Source organism: Pseudomonas sp. AC229 (assembly GCF_979254655.1).
Genome location: NZ_CEEDHK010000004.1, coordinates 105050 through 124749, shown reverse-complemented (window position 1 = coordinate 124749; position 19700 = coordinate 105050). Strand labels below are relative to the sequence as shown.

Here is a 19700-nt window from a genome sequence, read left to right as displayed (position 1 = left end):
GTTCACGTTTGACCGCCCGACCGACAATGCCTGTTGTGGAAAGTTCCCGACAGCGAGGTCGTCATGGTTAAGCGTAATTCCCCCCAGCACCCTGCAGCACAGGCTGTAGCCGCGAGTTTGGGACCGCGCTTCCAACCCAACCGTATCACCGCCGCGCTGCTCGCCAGCCTCGGCGTGATACCGGCATGGGCGACCGCCGCTGGCAACAACATTACCGTGCACGACGGCAACTTTGGTGCCGGCATCGGTTCGGTGTCGGGCATGACCACGGCGACCAACATCGCTAACACCAGCGCCACGGTGACGGACATCACCACCGCCACGGTGCATGGCAATACCGGCTTCAACTCCTTCGGCAACTTTGTGGTCGGCCAGGGCAACACGGTGAATTTGTACGTGCCCACGGGCGCGGCGAATCTGGTCAACCTGGTGCACAACGCCAAGGCCGAAATCAACGGCACGCTCAACGGCATCTCGGCCGGCAAGATTGGCGGCAACATCATTTTTGCCGACCCTAACGGTCTGGTCGTCGGGGCCAGCGGTGTGGTTAACGTCGGCAGTCTGGTGGTCACCACGCCGACCGCCACCGACATGCGCAACCTCGCCACCATCGCCCACGGTGGCACCAGTGCCGAAGCCACGGCCGCCGTTACGGCGCTGACTACCGGCCAGTTCGATGGCGGCAGCGGCACGGTGGAAATCAAGGGGAAGGTCAACACATCCGGCTCGATCAATTTGTTCGCCGCCTCGGCCGTGGTCGCTTCCGGCGCCTCGCTGCAAGCCGGCACCTCGGCGGCCGAAACGGTGTTCGTCAACACCGTGAACCTGCAAGGCGTGAGCGTCGGCACCGGTCTGGCGCAAGCTAATGGCTCGATCAAAATCGTCGGCGAGAACGGCGTGGAGGTCAGCGGTGAGTTGGCCGCGCTAATGGCCGACAACTCGGGCGGCAACGTGCAAATCGCCAGCTCGAAAAAGGTCGAGTTGAAGAACGGCGCGCTGGTCAACACCAGCGGCGCGGCCGGCAAAGATGCCGGTGACGTGATCGTCGAAGCGCCGAGCATTACCGTGGCCAGCGGCGCCAAAGTCAGCACCACCGCCAGTGGCGCCGGCAAGGCGGGCGACATCACCGTGCAAGCGCTGAGCGACATCAGCTGCACTTTCTGCGGTGACGACAACACCACCGCCGCCAACCTGAATTTGTTGCCGTCCACCCCGCGGGCCATTTTTGCCGGCGGCCTGGGCGTTGCCAGCGTCACCCTGGAAAGCGGCTCCACCCTCGACGCCAGCCACAGCACCGACGCCAGCAAGGCCGGCAACGTGACCGTGCAAGCCTTCGCCACCGACCAGCAGTTGGCCGGCTGGACCACCGCCACCGCGAGCGTGAATGTCGGCGGCTTGATCCGTGGCCGCGACATCGTCATCGATGCGCGCAGCAAGGCGATCATCAAACCTTTGTGGGCCAGCAGCCTGCTGAGTCTGGACAACGTGTCGGCGTTCGGCACGCTGTATGACTCGCTGAACACCTACAACCGCGACGATTTCAAGTCGATGCTGGCGGCCAACCCGGCGAACTTCAGCGAGCTGCTGGCGTTGCAAGATTTCATCGGCCTGCAAATTGTCAGCTCCGACGCCACCGTCAAAGTCGCGACCAGCGCCGATCTCAAAGCAGGCAATAACCTCAGCGTCACCGCCGAAAGCACCCGGCAAATCGACAGCAATATCAACGGCAAAGTTGAAGGCCTGAACAGCCTGATTCCGTTTGGTCTGGGTCTGACTTACGGCAGCCTGAAAGGCGAGACCTCAGTGGAAGTAGCCAGCGGTGCCAAGCTCACCGCCGGCAATGACTTGCTGCTCGAAGCCAGCAGCGACAACACCCTCGACCTGGACACCAAAGCGGTCAACAGCCACGACGCTGCCGGCAATGCACTGACCACTATGGGCTTTGCCTTTGGCATGGGCGTGACCGATCTCGACACCCACGTAACGGTGAACAAGGGCGCGCAAGTTGACGTCACCCGCGACATCACCGCCCGCGCGGTGGCCGAGCAAACTCTGAAAAACAACGTGTCGTTCGACGCCATCGGCCTGGGCGCCAGCGGCGGTCCGGCGTTGGCCTTGTCGATGTTCGAGAGCAGCACCCAGGCGCAGTTCAATGCCGACCTGAGCAAGGGCCGCAACCTTAACGTCAGCGCCGTCGACATCATTTACGAGCAAGCCACCAAGGCCGAAGTGAAGGTGGGCAAGGGCTCGTTCGACTTCCTGGTTTCCAAGCTGACCAACCCCTCGATCAGCTTTATCACGCCGAAAATCACCAGCCTGCTGGGCATTACCCTCGACGAAGCGCAGCCCACCAATGGCAGCAAACTGCGCGTCGGTTCGGCGGTCGCGATCACCCTGGCCGAGCACAATGCGCAAGCGCTGTTGGGCGCGGCGAGCAGCAACTCGCTGAGCGTGGATGTCAGTGGCGACGTCAGTGTGCAAGCCCTGCAATACCAGGCCAGCCTGCGCAACACGGCCTCCAGCGCGATCAATTCCAACGTCAAAGAAAAAGACACCGCCGCGCGCTCCATGAGCGTGGCCATGGTTTACGGCCAGTTGCAGCAAACCACCAAGGCGCTGATCGGCGACAACGTCACCGTCAAAGCCAGCCACATCGGCGTGGGCGCCAAAAACGAAGTGCCGATCAACGACAAAGCGGCCGTGTCGTTTGGTAGCCAGAACGAGTGGAGTTCGCTGAGCGATTGGTACAACGGCCTGAAAGACATGGCCAAGGCCGTGAGCAGCCCAGGCGACTTGCCGAGCCAATACGCCAACGCCACCGGCGATGCCGACAAGCTCGGCCTGGCCGGCGCCGTGTCGGTGATGAAGAACGACATCAACGCTGCCGCCTGGGTCGGCGACAACAGCAGCCTCACCACCACCGGCACCGGTGCGTGGAGCAGCGAGCTGTGGCGCGACCTCGGCCCCACCGGCAACCTGCTGAAACTGTGGACGCTGCAAACCGATAACTGGAGCAACACCACGCCCGCCAACGGCAGCAACAACTGGGCGGCTCCGGTCAGCCTGTTGGCCGAAAACCGCGTCGAGCGTCTGGCCGTGGCGGGCAACTTCGGCATTGCCTTGTTTGGCTCCAAATCCGAGAAAGGCAGCGCGGTCGGCGCGGGCCTGAACATCATGCTGCACGACAGTTCGGCGGTCGCCGGCATTGGCGCCGGCACGCAGGTCACCAGCAAAAGCGTGTCGGTGGCGGCGAAGGAAAAAGACCTGCTCATCGGCATCAGCCCGTCGGCCGGCAAAGGCCCGAGCGCGGCGGGCAATGGCTCGCTGGTGCTGGCCCTGATCGACACTACGGTGAATGCTTCGATCAACAACGGCGCCACGGTGAAAGCTGATCGCGTCGACATGGATGCCAAGCACATCCTCGGCCTGTGGAGCGCCGCTGGCGCACTGGGCTTCTCCGAAGACACCGGCGTGGGTGCCGGTATCGCGGTCAATTATGTGAAGACCGACGTGCAGGCGCTGATTGGCGACAACCGCCAGTGGCGCGCCCTGAGCATTCCTGGCGTGCTGGGTGTGTCGTCGACCTGGAATGTCGATGAGCTGGACATGCAGGCCGTATCCAGCGGGCAGAGCGGTGCGTTTTCCCTGGCCGGCGCCGTGGCGCGTACAGACAAGGAAAAGCAGGACGCCGCCACCGCGAACCAAGACGCCTCGGGCGGCGCCGCCAGCAAGGCCACCTCCTTGCTCGGCGCCATCACGCAGGGGCTAGGCGATGTGCTGAGCGAAGCCAAAGCCAAGTGGAACCAAGTTAAAAACATGCTCGACGACGACCCGACGCGTACCGGTGAGGTGCCGCAGTCGTCACTGGCCGTGGCCGGCTCGGTGAGCATCAACGTGTCGCGGCAAACCACCCGCGCGCGCCTCGGCGATATCGTGCTCGACCCACGCGACCCGGCCGTCAAAGGCAGCAAGGTCAACGTGCTGGCGCTGAACCAGACGCACCAGTTCGCCGGCTCAGGCGCAGGCGCCATTACCCTGGCGAAAAACGGCAACCAGTCGCAAACCAGTTCCGCATTGGCCGGCGCCATTGCCGCCAACGCCCTGGCCAACGTCACCACTGCCGAAGTGGTAAACGCCACCCTGAATAACAACGACCTGCTCAAGGTGTACGCCGCCACCGATGGCGACCTGATCGCCATGGGCCTGGGCCTGGCCGCTGCGACAGCGGGTTCGGTTTCCAACGATGCGAAAGCCATTTCCGGCTCGTACGGGCAGTTCACCAACAGCACCGTGGCGCGGGTGCAAAACAGCACTATCGCCGGCCGCGCCAGTGCGCCGAGTACGGTTCAAGTGCTGGCTTACGATCGCTCGCGTTCGCTGATTGGTGGCGGTGCGTTTGCCGGCGCCAAAGGCGCTAGCGGCAGCGCCGTCGGCGCCTCGGTGACGTTGGCCTACATCGCCAACACCATCAAAGCCGAATGGCTGGGCAGCACGGCGAGCGCGTTCGCCACGCTCGATGTCGGTGCCTACAGCGCCACGCAAACCTTGCTCGCCGCCCTTGGCGTAGCCGCGACCTCGGGCGAATCCGGCGCCGCGTCGATTTTCGCCGGTGTGCTCGACAACCAAGTCACTGCCCGCGTCGATGGCTACACGCCAAGCGGCGGCAGTCTGAAAACGTCCAGCCTCACTGGCGGTGCGGTGAATGTGCAGGCGCGCAGCGTCTCCAGCCTTACCGACCTGGACAGCAAATTCGACACCAATGCCGCCGGTACCCTGGCGGGCGCCGACCTCGGCTACGAAGACAGCCTGTCGAGCATCGACGTTAACGCCACCACCACCGATGGCAGCGATTCCGATAACGACGGCCAGTACGACGGCACCACCCACTCGCTGTTCGACGGCAAGGTGTCCGGCGAAGCGATTCTGGGCATCGCCGGTTCCGTGGCCATTGGCAGCAAGAGCGCAGGCGGCGCCGCGTTTGGTTTGATCTACGCCGGTAGCGATTACCTGGCGAGCATGGCCAACGTCAGCACCAACCTCACAGGCGCGTTGAAAGTGGCCGCCTATAACGCCACCGAAGTGTTGGCCGCTGCGGTCGGTGTTGCCGGTTCCGGCAAAGCCGCGTCGTTGGGTTCGGGCACTGCGGTGGTCGACCGTGGCACCGTTAAAGCACAGATTCTCGGCAGCGCCGCGCAACCGCTGAGCATCCAGGCCGGCACGCTTGATTTGTCGGCACAGAAAGCCGGCGGTTATTACTCGCTGGCCGGCGCGATTTCCTTCGGCGGAAAAGGCGCCATCGGCGGCGCTGTGGCGCTGACCGACATCGAACAGACCGTGCAGGCGCAGCTCGCGTATGTCACCGCCACCCTGAGCGGCAACGCGGCCATCGTGGCCGCGCAACAAAGTCAGATCGGCAGCGTGGCCGTAGCCGGCGCAGCGGGTTCCGGCGGCACCGCGCTCACCGGTTCGGTGAGTTACAACCGCATCGCGGGCGCCACCGAGGCGCTGCTGGATCACAGCACCCTCACCGCCAAAGCGCTCAGCGTGTACGCCAGCCAGCCGGGCCTGAGTAACAGCATCTGGTCGGCGGCGGGCAATATTTCCCTGGCCGACGGCGGCGCAGCCATTGGCGCCGCGTTCGCCTACAATCAGTTGAGCGGCACCCGCAGCGCGTTGCTGAGCAACAGCACGGTCAACCTCAGCGGCGATCTCACCGTACTCAGCGGCCTGGACGGCGAAATCTACGGCATCGCCGTGGGCGGCGCCGGCGCCAGCAGCGGTGCGGTGAATATCTCGTCGGTGAACAACGTCATTCTGGGTCAGGACTATGCCGGCATCACCGGCAGCACCGTGACCCAAACCGGCGGCGCCGACCTCAGCGTCAAAGCCAGCAGCGGCAACGGCCTGACCATCGGCTCGCTGGCCGGCGCCGTGACCTATGGCGGCAACGGCTCGTTCGGCGCCGCCTCGGCGGTGAACATCATCAACGCCGACCGCACCGCCACCATCAACGGCTCGACCGTGACCGGTTTCGATGACGCCGTGGTGCGCACCGGCGCCAATCAGGAAATCAACACCATCGCCGTCACGGCGGGTGGCGGCGGCAATATCGCCGTCAACGGCGCGGTCACCACCAGCGTGCTCAAAGGCACTGAAACTGCCTCCGTTATCGGCGGCAGCCTCAGCGCCAATTCGCTGGATGTGCGCGTAGAAGGCAATCGCACCATCAACGCCCTGGCCGCCACCATCACCGGCAGCGGTGGTTTGTCGGTGGGCGCGGCAGACGCCAACAGCCTGATTACCCTGACCCGCGACGCGCGCATTTCCGGCAGCACCCTGACCATCGCCGAGCAACTCGACGTGCAAGCGCGCGGCGCCATGACCGTGCGTTCTGCCGCCGTTGGCGCGGGCGGTTCGAGCAATGCCGCCGTCGGCGCTTCGGTGGCCGTGAACCTGCTGCAAGGCAAAGACCTGGCAACGCTCAGCGGCGTTACCCTGACCGGCGCTGACACCGTCAACGTGCTGGTCGAAGACGGCACGGCCACCGTGAAAACCCTGGCCGGCAACGTGCAAGGCGCCGGCAACGGTGCGGGCGCTGGCGCCGTGGCGGTCACGCAGATCACCCAGGAACGCAAGGCGCTGATCGAAAACAGCAGCCTGACCCTGGACCCCAACGCCAATTTCACCAAGCTCACTGTGTCGGCGTTGACCGCCGCGCAAATCGACACCCTGGCCCTCAGCGGCGCCGGTGCCGGCACGGGCGCGGCGGTGTTCTCCAACACCACCAACCTGATTGGCGCCGTCACCACGGCGGCCATCGACACCAGCAAAGGCAGCGCCGATAACGTAGCGATTACCGCCAAAGACGCGTCGACCATTAACTCGCTGGCCGGCGGCGCGGTCGGCGCAGGCAGCGTCGCGGTCGGCGTGGCAGCAGCGGTCAACCGCATCACCAACCAGATTGAAGCGCGCCTGTCGGGCCACAAAGACCTCAGCACCTGGACCGTCAAGCAACTGCTGGTAACGGCCGGTTCCGACGCGGCGATCAACTCGGCGTCGATCTCGGCCGGCTTCTCCGGCACCGTCGCGGTGTCGGCGGGTATCGCCACCAACCTGATTCAGACCGCCGCCAAGGCGCTGATTAACGGCGGCGCGCTGGTCAAGGCCAGCGAAGACGTGGGCGTGCTCGCCAACAACCGCGACGTGATCCGTTCCGGCGCCATGGTGGTTGCCGGCAGCGGCACAGCCGCCGTGGCCGGCCTGGTGTCGGTCAACCAACTGGAAAGCACCACCGAGGCTGGCATTGCTGGCGCGGCCACGCGGGTCGACGCCTTGGGCGGCGGCAGCAACGGCTTGTCGGTGGACAACGGCATTCTCAGCAACGCGCCCGACGTTAACGCCTGGGCCGATGCCGAACAGTTCAACCCGGTGCTGGACCTGAAAACCGGCCTGGAAACCGTGCACGGCATCGCCGTTCGCGCCGGCTCCTTGCAGCAGCTCGGCCAGTTGAGCCTGAGCACGGCGGTGTCGCTGGTGCCGATTGCCAGCGCTGCCGTCTCCGGCCTGAGCAACACCAGCCTGGTCAGCGGTAAAACCACGGCGTACATCGACGACGCCAAGATCAACCAGGACGCCGGCAACGCCAGCGCCGCCATTGCCGGGCAGCAAGTCAGCGTGGCCGCGTCCAGCCACAGCTTCACCTTTGGCGGTGTGTTCAGCGGCGCGGTGTCCTTGGGCGCCGCAGCCGTTGCAGCGGCTATCGACACGGTGATCATGGACCGCGCCACCACCGCGCGCCTGAGCAACGCCACCGTCAACAGCCGTGGCCAAACGCTGGTCCGCGCCAACTCGACACAAGCGGCAAGCGACATCGTCACCACCCTGGGCGGCGGCATTGTTGGCGTGGCCGGCAGCGGCGGCGTGCTGATTCTTAAAGGCAGCACGCAAGCACTGGTGAACACTGGCAGCAAACTCGACGTCGGTTCGCTGAAGCTCAACGCGGCATCGCTGAACCGCCTGGCGCCAAACGTCGCCACCTTGTCCGGTGGCGCGGTCGGCGCTGGCGCCAGCGTCGGTTATGCCAGCAACCAGAGCCTGGTTCGCGCCTGGATCGGCGAACAGGCCAGCGGCGGCGCACGCACCACCGTGGCCAGCAGCGGCCAGGTCGATGTGGACGCCAGCACCAACACCGGCATTCTCGCCACCGCCACCAGCGCTTCGGGCGGCGGCGCGGCCATGGCCGGTTCCACCGCCGTGGTGATGTTGGAAAACACCACCGAAGCCGGCGTCGGTTACGCCGATATCGGCACCAGCTCTACCTATGCCGGTGGCCTGAGCATTACCGCCAAAGACCGTCTCGATGCGCTGTTGGTGGGCGGCTCGGTGGCGGCCGGCGCCGGCGCTTCAGTCGGTGCAGCGGCCAGCGTATTGGTGGCCAACAGCGCCACCCGCGCGCAACTGCTCAACAGCACCGCGTACCTGAAAAACCAGTTGAACGTCGACGCCCAGCGCGAAGTGGATGCCACGCTGAAAACCGTAACCGCCAGCCTCTCGGGCAACTCGGCGTTGGGCGGCAGCATCGGCCTGTTGCTGCTCGGTTCCGGCGTGCTGACGCAGGAAGGCAGCAACCCGCTGGACGAACTCGACAACGGCGGCAACGGCACCTTGAGCCTGAGCGACAAACTCGGCTCGCACAGCAACGCCAACCTCGATTACCAAACGGTCAATCAGCCGGCCAACGGCGACCGCGCCACGCTGACCACCACCAGCAACAGCAGCGACACCACGCGCCTGAACACGGCCACCAGCAACGTGGCGGTGAAGTCGCGCCTGCAGAACACCAATTACAAGCAGGAAACCGTTGCCCGCGTCAGCGCCAGCACGGTCAAGGTCAACGGCGCCAGCAGCGTCACGGCCAGCGACAAGCTCTATTCCAGCAACCTGGCGGGCAGCGCCGTGGTTGGCGGCGCCGCGTTTGGCGCGGGCATCGCCTACACCTTGTCCAACGCTCGGGTAATCGCCGAAGTGCTGGGCGGCAGCCTGACCACCAACGGCCTGACGCTCAACGCCGTGGCGCAAAACCTCAACACCTCGCCAGCGGTCACGGTGAAAGCCATCACCGGCACCGGCGGCCTGGGCATTGGTCTGGGCGCGGCCATTGGTGTGGCGACGCTGAACAACCTGGTCAACGCCAACCTCGGCGGCACTGTCTCCAGCAGCGGCGTGTTGAACGCCTCGGCCAGCGACAAACAAGCGCTCGACGTGCAAGCCCTCGGTGTAACAGCCGGCGGCCTCGGCGGCGCCGGGCTGGTGCTGGGTGTGGCGGCGCATAACAGCAGCGTGACCACCAACGTGGCGGCCAGCTCGACCTTGAGCGGCACCGATGTGTCGCTCTCGGCCACCTCGCAAGCGCCAGTGACCCTCAAGGCGCAAGGCGCTGCCGGTGGTTTGCTGGTGGGTGTGAACGCGGCGGTGATCACCGCCAAAGACCTCAGCAGCGCCACCGTATCGGTGGGCAATAACGCCAGCGTCACGGCCAGCAACGCGCTGACGGTGAAGGCCGAAGCCAGCCCGCAGCTGAAGGCCGAAAGCCTCAGCGTGGCATTGGGCGGCCTGGTGTCCGCCGGGGCGTCGGTGATTGATGCGCTGGCCAAGGCCAGCACCAGCGTGACCTTTGGCGGCGGCGCGCTGCTGCAAGGCAAAAGCGCAACGGTTAATAGCGTGATCACCCAGAACGGCACCAACGACACCGTCAATGTTCACGGTTTTGGCGTCAGCGGCGGCGTCGGCGTGTCGGCCAACGCCGTGGTCGCCAGCGCCCGCAACGAAAGCACCAGCCTGTTGCAAAGCCAGAACAGCACCCGCTTCGTCGGCGTGGGCGGCGGTAACTGGACATTCGCCGCCGGCACCGACGTGGTGCAACGCGCGTCCGCCGAAGGTTACGCCGCCGGCCTGTTGGCCGTGGGCGCCACCGTGGCCCAAGCCACCGCCGACACCAGCACCCAAGCGCTGGTCAACGGCGTGTTTAGCGGCAGCCTGGGGGCGCTCAACGTATCGGCCAACTCCAGCGTCGATAACCTGGCCAGCTCGGTATCGGGCCAAGGCGGCCTGGTCAGCGGCGCGGCAGCCGTGGCAAAAACCTGGGACAACAGCACCACCAAAGCGGCGCTGTATGCCGTAGGGGATAGCGGCACGGCCGCCTCGTTCAGCGCGGTGAATCTGGCTTCGTATCACCTGTCGACCTTCAACAGCTTCGTCAACAGCATCAACGCCGCCTTGCTCGGCGCCAGCGGCGCGCACGCCACCAACAGCATCAACCTGACCACCACCAGCGACTTGGTGGGCGGCTCTTACGTGACCACCCGCGCTTACGAGCAAAGCGCGCGCAGTGACGTGATCAAACCGGACAGCGCCGATTTCAACGTGGTGTCCGGGTCGGGCGGTGTGGTCGATGCGGCAGCGGCATTGAGCAGCAGCGCCGTTAACCTGACCACGCAAAGCAACCTGGGCGACGGCGTGCGCCTGACCCTGGCGGGTGACTGGCGTAACCCGAAGCACATGAAAGTGCAGGCCTACAACTACGTGTATGGCCGCGACAAAGTGAAGCTCGACAGCGGCGGCGCGATCTCCATCGCCAAGGCCGATTCGAGCATTGAGGTGAAGCAGTCCAACGCCAGCGTGTCGGTGGGCAAAAACGCCGACATCTGGAGCGTCGGCGATGTGGTGTTGTCGTCCAGCGGTCTGTACGACATCGACGCCCGTGCCAACGCCAAAACCTACGGCCTGGCCGGCGCCGCGATGGGCAACAGCCTGGCCAAGGTCAGCGCCAACTACACCGTGCTGGTGGACAGCAACGCCAAGCTCTTCAGCTATGGCGACACCAAGCTCTACAGCGGTTTCGACATCAGCGGGGCGATGAACAAAGCCACCCTGACCGCGCGCACCGACCTGTGGAACAACACCGCGTTCCCCGTGGTGAACGACCCCGAGGCCGAAGCCAACTACCAGCGCAACAGCAATGTCACCGTCAACGCCGGCAGCAGCTTGCGCAGCGTGGGGGACATTTACGCCTACGCCGGTACCGGCTACGGCGTGCTGACCGGTGAAGGCATCGGCAAAGACCTGTACCGCGAAGCGGCCGCGGCGTTGATCAAGGCGCTGGGCGGCAGCGTGTCGCTGGACATCACCGGCGGCAAAACCGTGCTCAACGCCGGCCTGGCCAAAGTGACCGTTAACGGCACGATGGAAACCGGCGTGTACAGTCAGCAAATTTTGCACATCACCGGCCTCAAGTACCTGGTGGATGGCGTGGTGGTGGACCCGAAAAACGTCACCGCCAGCACCACCGGCAACCTGACCGTGCTGCCGGTGTTCAGCCAGATCAGCGACGGCATCACCTGGAACATGACCAGTGGCGATTACTCGCAACTGCTGACTGCCCGTGTGGCGCAGCTGCAATCGCAGCTCAGCAACTACGGCCTCTCGCCGTTGGAGAAAGCCGCGTTCCAGGCAGAGCTCAACCTGCTCAACCAGACCCTGCACAAGCTCTACGTGCAAATGGGCGGCACCGCAGCCGACGGCACGCTGCCAGGTCAGCTCAACGTGCTGATTCTGAACGTCGATCCGATTCTGGCGCGCCCGGGCAATATCTTCGTCAAGGGCGATCAACTGGTGGGCAGCGGCGCGCTGCATGCACCGGGCGACGCCAAAATTGAAATCATCAACGACAGCGCGGCGTTCCTCAGCCTGGCGGGCCTGGAAATTCCAAACCGCGAGGGCGGTCAGCTGTTGTTCAACGACACCAAGATGCTCAACAAGGCCGGCATCACCTCGGCCAACCGAGGCAACGCGGCGGCCAACTTCAACGTCATCGAAGTGGCAGAAAACTCGGCGGCGCCGGTGATTACGGTGAAGAACACCTTCAACCCGGCCAACGGCATCGTCGACAGCTCGGGCCTGAAAATGCCGGCGCCGGATATCTATGTGCAGGGCACCATCAACAACAAGCGTGGCCTGATCGATATCACCGCCAGCTACGGCAGCATCTACGCCAACGCCGACATCCGCGGCCAGAGCCTCAAGCTCACCGCCGGCCAGGATTTCGTGCTCAATAACCTCGACGCCTTCACCCACATGGGCGGCGACCCGGCGAGCAACAACGCCAACGGCGTGCTCAAAGGCCCGGCTGCGGGCAGCGGCGTGGTCGCCGGCAACAACGTGGTGATCAACGCCCTGTACCTGAACATCAACGGCCTGGTGCAGAGCGGTGTGCAGGATTGGAGCGTGACCCTCAACGACGCCAACTTCGCCGCGCTCGATGGCCTGCGTGCAGCGTGGAAACGCGGCGGCGCGGCCATCGTGCAACTGGCAACCACCGACGCCCGCAGCGGCGCCATCGGCTACAGCTACAACTTCCTCACCGAGAGCATCGTGCTCGACAAAGTGGAAGTGGCGGGCGGCTACATGGAGCTTTCCGGGCACATCATGAGCACCGGCAACGGCGCGCTGAAAGTGCTCGACGGCTACAGCCAGGTGAAGGTGGTGAACAACACCACGCGCCAACTGAACATCACCGGCATCGACCTCGGCTCAGGCGTGGAAGGCACCCTGCGCATCAACGACGTGGGCCGAGTGGCGGCCAACCCGAACGACGTCTGGTCGACCATTTACACCCACGCCGGCAACGCCGTGCAGCAATACGAAGGCTGGAGCACCGCGGTGAAAGCCACGTCGCAGTACCTGGTGAAAACCACCAACGGCCGCGACACCAGCTACAACACCACCGACAACCGTTCCTACGTGTGGCTGCAAGGTCGCGACACCAGCGACACCACCACCAAGGTCGAGTACTGGGACGAGTTCTGGGGCTTCGTGCCCTCAGGCGACGGCTCCACCCTGAGCCTCAACACGGTGAAAGGCGCCAGCACCCCGATTGAAGGCGCCGAGTACATGGGCGACGCCAGCAACGTACCGGGCGGTTTGGCCACCGGCGCGGTGAAAACCCAGGCGGACGAACGCTACGCCACCACCGGTGCCGAAGTGATCCGCAAAGACATGGGCGGCTACTGCAAGAAGCACTTCATCTGGTGCCAGGTGTACCGCACCACGCGCACCACCGTGACCCAGCAAGGCTTCAAGGAAATTGACCGCTACACCGTGCGCGCCGACTCCGACATCGCCGTCAGCTTCATCGGCTACGACGCCGGCAAACTGGACGTGACCTCGTACGGCAACGTCAGCCTGCTCGGCTCGCTGTTCAACGAAAGCGGCACCACCAGCATCACCCTCAACGGCGGCAAGGCACTGACCCAAGGCTCGAACGCGGTGCTGATTTCCGCCAAGGACCTGAACCTGTCGGCCGGTGCCCTGGGCGATGCGGCGCAAGCGCTGCGTGTGCAGGTGAGCAACAACCTGTCGGCGGTGGCCAGCAACAACATTTACCTGCAAGGCATCAAGGCCACCGGTTCGGCGGGCCTGAACCTCAGCGCCCTGCAAGCCGGCGGCAACGTTAACGTCAGCACCCAGGGCGACCTCACCGCTAACAGCGGCGTGGTGGTCAAGGGGCAGGGCATCAGCTTGCAGGCGGCCGGCAACATCGGCGGCGCCAACACCGTGCTCAACCTCGACACCGGCAGCCTCAGTGGCTCGGCGATGCTCAAGGCCGTGGCCGGTGGCGATATCTATGTAGAAGAAACCAGCGGCGATTTGTGGCTCGACCAAGTGCTGGCCGGCGGCAACATCGGCATCAAAGTGCGCAACGGCGACCTGCTCGATGGCAACACCACGGTCAGCTACGACGAGCGCAAGCTCAGCGAAATGCAGGCGTTGTGGAACAGCATGGGCCTCACCGGCACGCAGGCTGCCGACGCACTCGCCGCGCAAAAAACAGCCTTGCTCGAAGCCGGCAATCAGCGTTACTCGCAGTACTGGGCCAAGCGTGGCCTGAGCCTCGACAGCAACACCGGCGTGTGGTCAGCGAATGCCTTCGACGCCAATCAGGCGCTGCTCAGCGCTACCCAGATCACGCAACTCAAGGGCCTGGGCTGGACCGATGCGCAAGTCACCAGCGAACAAGCCCGTCGCGTGGCCGATTACACCGCCATGAACGCCGAGTTCGGCGGCAAGAGCTACCACGAGAATTACCAGTACGCCCTGAGCGACGCGCAGCTGACGCAAATGAACAGCACCGCCGCCTGGACCACCGACCAGCTGCAATTCTCCATTGCCGCCAGCTTGCTTAACCGTGGCAGCAGCTCTTCGGCCACCCACGAAGCGATGAACATTTCCGGCAAGAACGTCACGCTGCAGGCCAACCGCATCGGCAAGGCGCTGGACGCCGACGTGCAGTTCGACCTCAGCAACGGCGGCGGCGCCAACCTGAGCACCGCACAACGTGCGGCCCTGGCCGGTGCCGAGCAGGACGACATTTACTTCGATGACACCAACCCGCTGAAATTCAGCGTGGTGCAGCGCGACGACGTCAACGTCACGGCCACCGGCACCATCACCGCCACGGCCAATGGCGACGTCTACCTGGGCGGCCAGCAAGACTTCAACATCTACAACGTCAAAGGCCAGACCGTCCGCATTAAAACCGACGGCAACATCGAAAGCGCCAACGGCAGCAACGTGGTCGTCACTGGCCATGATGTGGTGCTGGAAGCCGGCAACGGCGCCATCGGTGGCAATGGCGGCTTGAACACGCAAATCGACGGCAACCTCACCGCCCGCGCCAACCTGATCAACCTGATCAACCATGGCGACCTGTCGGTGCAGCGCCTCACCGGCGTCGACTCGCTGACCCTGAAAGTGATCGGCAACCTGAAGTCGGCCAGCCAACTGGGTGAAAACCTGTTGGGCGGCGCGGTGAACCTGAACGTCAGCGGCAGCGTCGGCACGCTCGCCGATCGCATTCAGATCGGCACCGGCGGCGTTAACGACCGCATCAAACTGGACGTCGGCGGAAACGCCTACATCGGCGGCCTGCAAGGCACCGCCAGCCAGGCCGGCGTGCTGCGCATGGGCGATGTGAACGTGGGTGGTCTGCTCGACATCGGCCAAACCCGCGACCTGCTGCAAAGCGGCGACTTCAGCCTGGGCGGCCTGTACCTGACGCTCGGCGGCCAGTGGAACATGGCCTCCGGCGCCTCGGTAACCGCCAGCAACGGGCTGTTCGCCGATGTGACCGGCACCGCGACCCTGGGCGACCTGACCACCACCGCCAGCGCCGCCGACCTGGACATCAGCGCCTACAGCTTCGCCGCCAGCGACGCCAACAGCCTGTGGAAAACCCAGAACCTGCTGCGCCTGAACGCCTACGGCGGCAACATCGGCGCCAGCAGCCGCTACCTGACCCTGTCGGGCAAGGCGCTGGACGTCGCCGCCACCACCGGCGCGATCTACGCCAACCTGGCCGCAGGCATCAGCAGCGGCGCCTTGCTCAGCGCCGGCAGCCAGTTCCTCAACAGCCTCGGCGACCTGAGCCTTACGAGCGTGACCAGCAACAACGCCAGCGTGCAATTGCGCGGCACCGGCCTGGTCAACATCGGCAGCCTGAAAGCCAACAGCAACCTCGACCTGCAAGGCGCCAGCCTGACCCTGGGCAGCGCCGAGGCGACTACCGGCAATGTGCTGATGGACCTCAGCGGCGACCTGATTGCGACCACGTTGAAAACCGGCGGCGTGTGGACCCTGACCAGCGCCAACGCGGATATCGGCACGGCCACCGTTACCGGCACGTCCAGCCTGACCACCGCTGGCGATCTGAAACTGAAGTCGCTGACCAGCGGCGGGAATGCCGACCTGAACATGGGCAGTGGCTCGGCGATTGGCGATCTGCACGTCACCGGCAACCTGGATCTGCAAACCGCAGGCCTGCTGAACCTGACCACCGCCACCACCAGCGGCTCGATGGCCCTGCGCCACACCGGTCCGGCGCTGACGCCTGCGACCCAGCTGACCTATGGCGACCTGAGCGTAGGCACCACGTTGAATGTGAATGGCCTCGGCGACTGGAAAGGCGGCAACGCGCAGGTAGCCGGCGATGCCACCTACGACGTTGGCTCGGCGGACCTCGCCAGCGTGGTGAGCAACACCGGCAAGCTGTCGCTGAAAGCGGGCGGGTTGTTTGCGGCGGATGCGTTGGACAGCAAAACGCAGTCGGTAGACCTGGAAGCGGGTTCGGCTGTGCTTGGCGCAGTAAATGCGGGGACCACGTTAACCGCCAATACCAATGGCAACCTGACGATCTCCACTGGGCGCAGTGTTGGTGATCTGACCTTGACCACCACGGCCGGCTCGCTGGGCACCATCAGCTTCGGCGAGAAAGCCGATGCCTCCAAGAACGGTGTGCTGGATTTGGCGCACCTGAAGTCGGATGCAAACATTCTGGTGGTTACCGATGGCGACGTAGTCGGTGGCAACGCCGAGGCTAACAAGCTGGTGAAGCTGGTAGGCCGCAATCTTTATTTCGGGCGTGTGCAGAGCCTGGATGAAGATGTGTTTCTGCAAGCCACCGGAACCCCGGATGTGGATCCGAGCAAAAGCCACGGCAATATCATCGGTTTGAAAGTCGAGGCTGACCGGGACGTGGCGATCATCGCCAACGGCGATATGTCGATGCCGGATGTGAAATTCGGCGGCACCTATTCGCTCAAGGCCGGCCGCGATCTGACGGTTGGCGTAGGCGGTAACCTTAACCTTAATGGCGTCGCCGAAGCGGGCCGCGACCTGAGCTTTGTAATCGGCAAGGCCGTCGATTTGCAGGCCGTGAAAGCTGGCCGCAATGCCAGCATTCAGTCGGGTGAGTACATCAACATCAGCCAAGGCGTGACGGCCGGCGGCAATATCTTGCTGACGGCGGGCAACGGGGATATCACCGTCGGCAGCGGCATCGTTTCTACTGGCCTGCCCTACAACGGCGTCAGCCAGACCGGGGATATCGTTCTGAATGCCTCGGGCAACATCACCACGCCGTTGATCTCGGCTGCCAAAGGTCACATCAGCGCCGTGTCGGGCAACGAAATGCGCGTCAACGACCTCGCCTCCAGCCGCTTCATCGACCTGCTCGCACGCGGGCTGATCGAAGTGAAAGGCACCAGCAGCAGCCTCGAAAACCAGACCTGGCGCTCGACTGACGACAGCATTTTCTTCGACCGTCTGGTGGCGGGCGGGCAGGTGCTGCTCGACAGCCTGACAGACACAACCGGCCGTGAGCTGAGTGCCGACCAAGGCGCCCGTGTGAACGCTGGCTGGCGCAATGGCGTGGCGACAAACGCCAGCATCGTGCTGGCCAAGGCCACCGCGCCAACCTTGAGCTTGTGGTCGGGCAACTTGGTTCGCGTAGCGGATGCACGCATCGGCAACTCGGTGGCGCTGCACGGCGCCGACATTGGGCTGTACGGTCGCCACACCGGCGCCGGCCAACTGAATCTGTGGGTAGAGGGCACAGGCGAGGCGAATGCCAAGCGCTTTATCACCGAGCTGAACGCGGCCGACATCGTCTCGCCGCGCTTGCACGCCGTGGACAGCAGCATCACCACCACCGGCCAGAAAATCGACCTGCGCGATGCCGCTGGCGTCGACTTCCTCAAGCTCTACACCGCCGCCGCCACCGTGCTGATGGACAACCTGTCGCCGCTGTATCAACCGCTGGCGGATGTGCAGCTGTATGAACTGGATAAAGCCTTCCAGCTCAAGCAAGACGCCATCACCAGCACCACCGACGCCTACGTACTGCACCGCAAGTACACGCACTTGGTGTTGCTGACCAACTTCAGCGAAACCCACGCGGCCACGCCGTCTGAAACCGGCGTGACCACCCAGCGCACCACGGCCGCCAGCTTTAGCGAAGGACAGATGTCGCAGGGCCTGGCAGCACAGCGTCTGGCGTCCATTTTGAATACGTTCAAAGCGGGCAAAGCACCGGAACAGACCTGGCAGCCGAACTGGAACCAGATGCGGATGGATTCGCGCATGAACATGAATGACAGCCAGCAACCGCAATACAGCGTCGTGCCCGGCCAGGAAACAACGGACGGAGCAACCAAGTGGGATCTGTAATCAAGCGGGTAGTAATCGGTGGGCTGACGGCGTTATGGCTGGTGGGTTCGGTTCAGGCCGCGACGTTGCCCAGCGGCGTGCCTGCGGGCATTCCGGGGCAGGTCGACCCAACGCTGCAGCGTCAGCAGATCGAACGCATTCAGCAGCAACGTATCGACGAAGAACGCGCCAAGCGCACGCAAGTGCCGGCGCTGCGCGGCGATATGCCGGCCGACCAGGTGCTGCCCGAGCAGGGCGAGCAGTTTCAGCTCAGCGGCGTCAGCTTTAACGCATCGGGGTTTCTGTCCAAGGAAGCGCTGGAAGGCATCGCTCAGAAATACGTGGGGCGGCCGGTCAGTTTTGCCGATTTGAATGCGCTGTTGCGTGAGGTCAACGCCTTGTACGAGGCGGGCGGCCAGCTCACGGCGCGCGCCATCATCCCGCCGCAAAACCTGGAAAACGGCGTGCTGAAAGTGGTGCTGGTGGAAGCCAAGGTCGATGAAGTGACCTGGCAGGACCGAAAATCCGTGGACGAGGCGTTTTATCAAAATCGCCTCAGCGTCAGCAAAGGCGAAACCCTGGATAGCACGGCGCTGATGACTTCAATTCAGCGCTTCAACGCCACCACGCCAGGGCCGCAGGTGAGCGCCAGTCTGGCGCCGGGGCAGAGCTTCGGCACCACGCGGGTCGACATGCAGGCATTCGAGCCTGACCCTTTGCAGTGGTCGCTGTTCGTCAACAATTACGGCAACGAAAGCACCGGCCGCGAACAGTACGGCGGCACGCTGAACTGGTTTTCGCCAACCGGCGTAGCCGATGCCTTGAGCGCCGTGGCGGTGGCCACCGACGGCTCGGAATACGGCAGCCTGCGTTACAGCCGTCCGGTGAACCGCTACAACGGCGTGGTGTACGTGGAAGCGGGCGCCAACACGTTGCAGATTCAGACTGGTCCGCTGGCCGCACTGAACATTGAAGGCGAATCGCAAACCTACGGCCTGGGCTACGACCATCCGTACTGGGTGAACGAGCATTGGCAGTGGCTCGGCGGCGTGGGCTACAACCATCAAGAATCGGAAACCACCATCGAGAGCCTGACCCTCAGCGAAACCAGCGCCGACGAAATGCTGCTCAAAGGCCAGGTGGAATACCGCGACGCGCCTTGGTACGTGCGCTACGAACAGCGTCTGCGTCAGGCCAATACCGACAACCAGACCACCGGCGAAAGCGGCAGCTACCAATTGTTGAATGGCAGCGCGTACGTAAGCCGCAATGTCGGTAAGGAGTTTCTGATAGTGGGGCGCTTCGGTTGGCAGTACGCCAGTGATACTGAGACTCTGCCGTCCACTTTGCTATACCAGTTTGGTGGTATCAGCAGCGTGCGTGGTTACGAACCAGGGGTTATCGCATCGCCGCAAGGCATGACGCTGAATCTGGAGAGTTACTGGAACCTCAGCGAACGTTGGCAGCCTTTCGTGTTTTTTGACTACGGCCGCGCCATGGAACTGGGCACCGCCGATGTCGACCTGCAAAGCGTCGGCGCCGGGCTCAACTTCAATTGGGGCAAACATTTAAGCATCAGCCTGGTTGCAGCCAACACCCTCAAGGACGTGGTGGCGGATCAGGACAGCGGCCAGGTTCTGGCCCAGATCGTCATTCGTTAA

2 protein-coding genes are annotated in these 19700 nt (G+C 64.1%); both read left to right on the top strand.

The window, feature by feature from the left end; all coding sequences use genetic code 11:
- Positions 1 to 63: 63 nt before the first annotated feature.
- Entirely contained in the window at positions 64 to 18060 is a 17997-nt protein-coding gene (locus AC0IW7_RS07075; protein WP_471816691.1) for a leukotoxin LktA family filamentous adhesin, read from the top strand.
- Positions 18048 to 19700 (top strand): ShlB/FhaC/HecB family hemolysin secretion/activation protein, encoded by a 1653-nt coding sequence (locus tag AC0IW7_RS07070; protein WP_471816689.1) that lies wholly within the window; start codon positions 18048 to 18050, stop codon positions 19698 to 19700. The genes AC0IW7_RS07075 and AC0IW7_RS07070 overlap by 13 nt, the downstream gene beginning before the upstream one ends.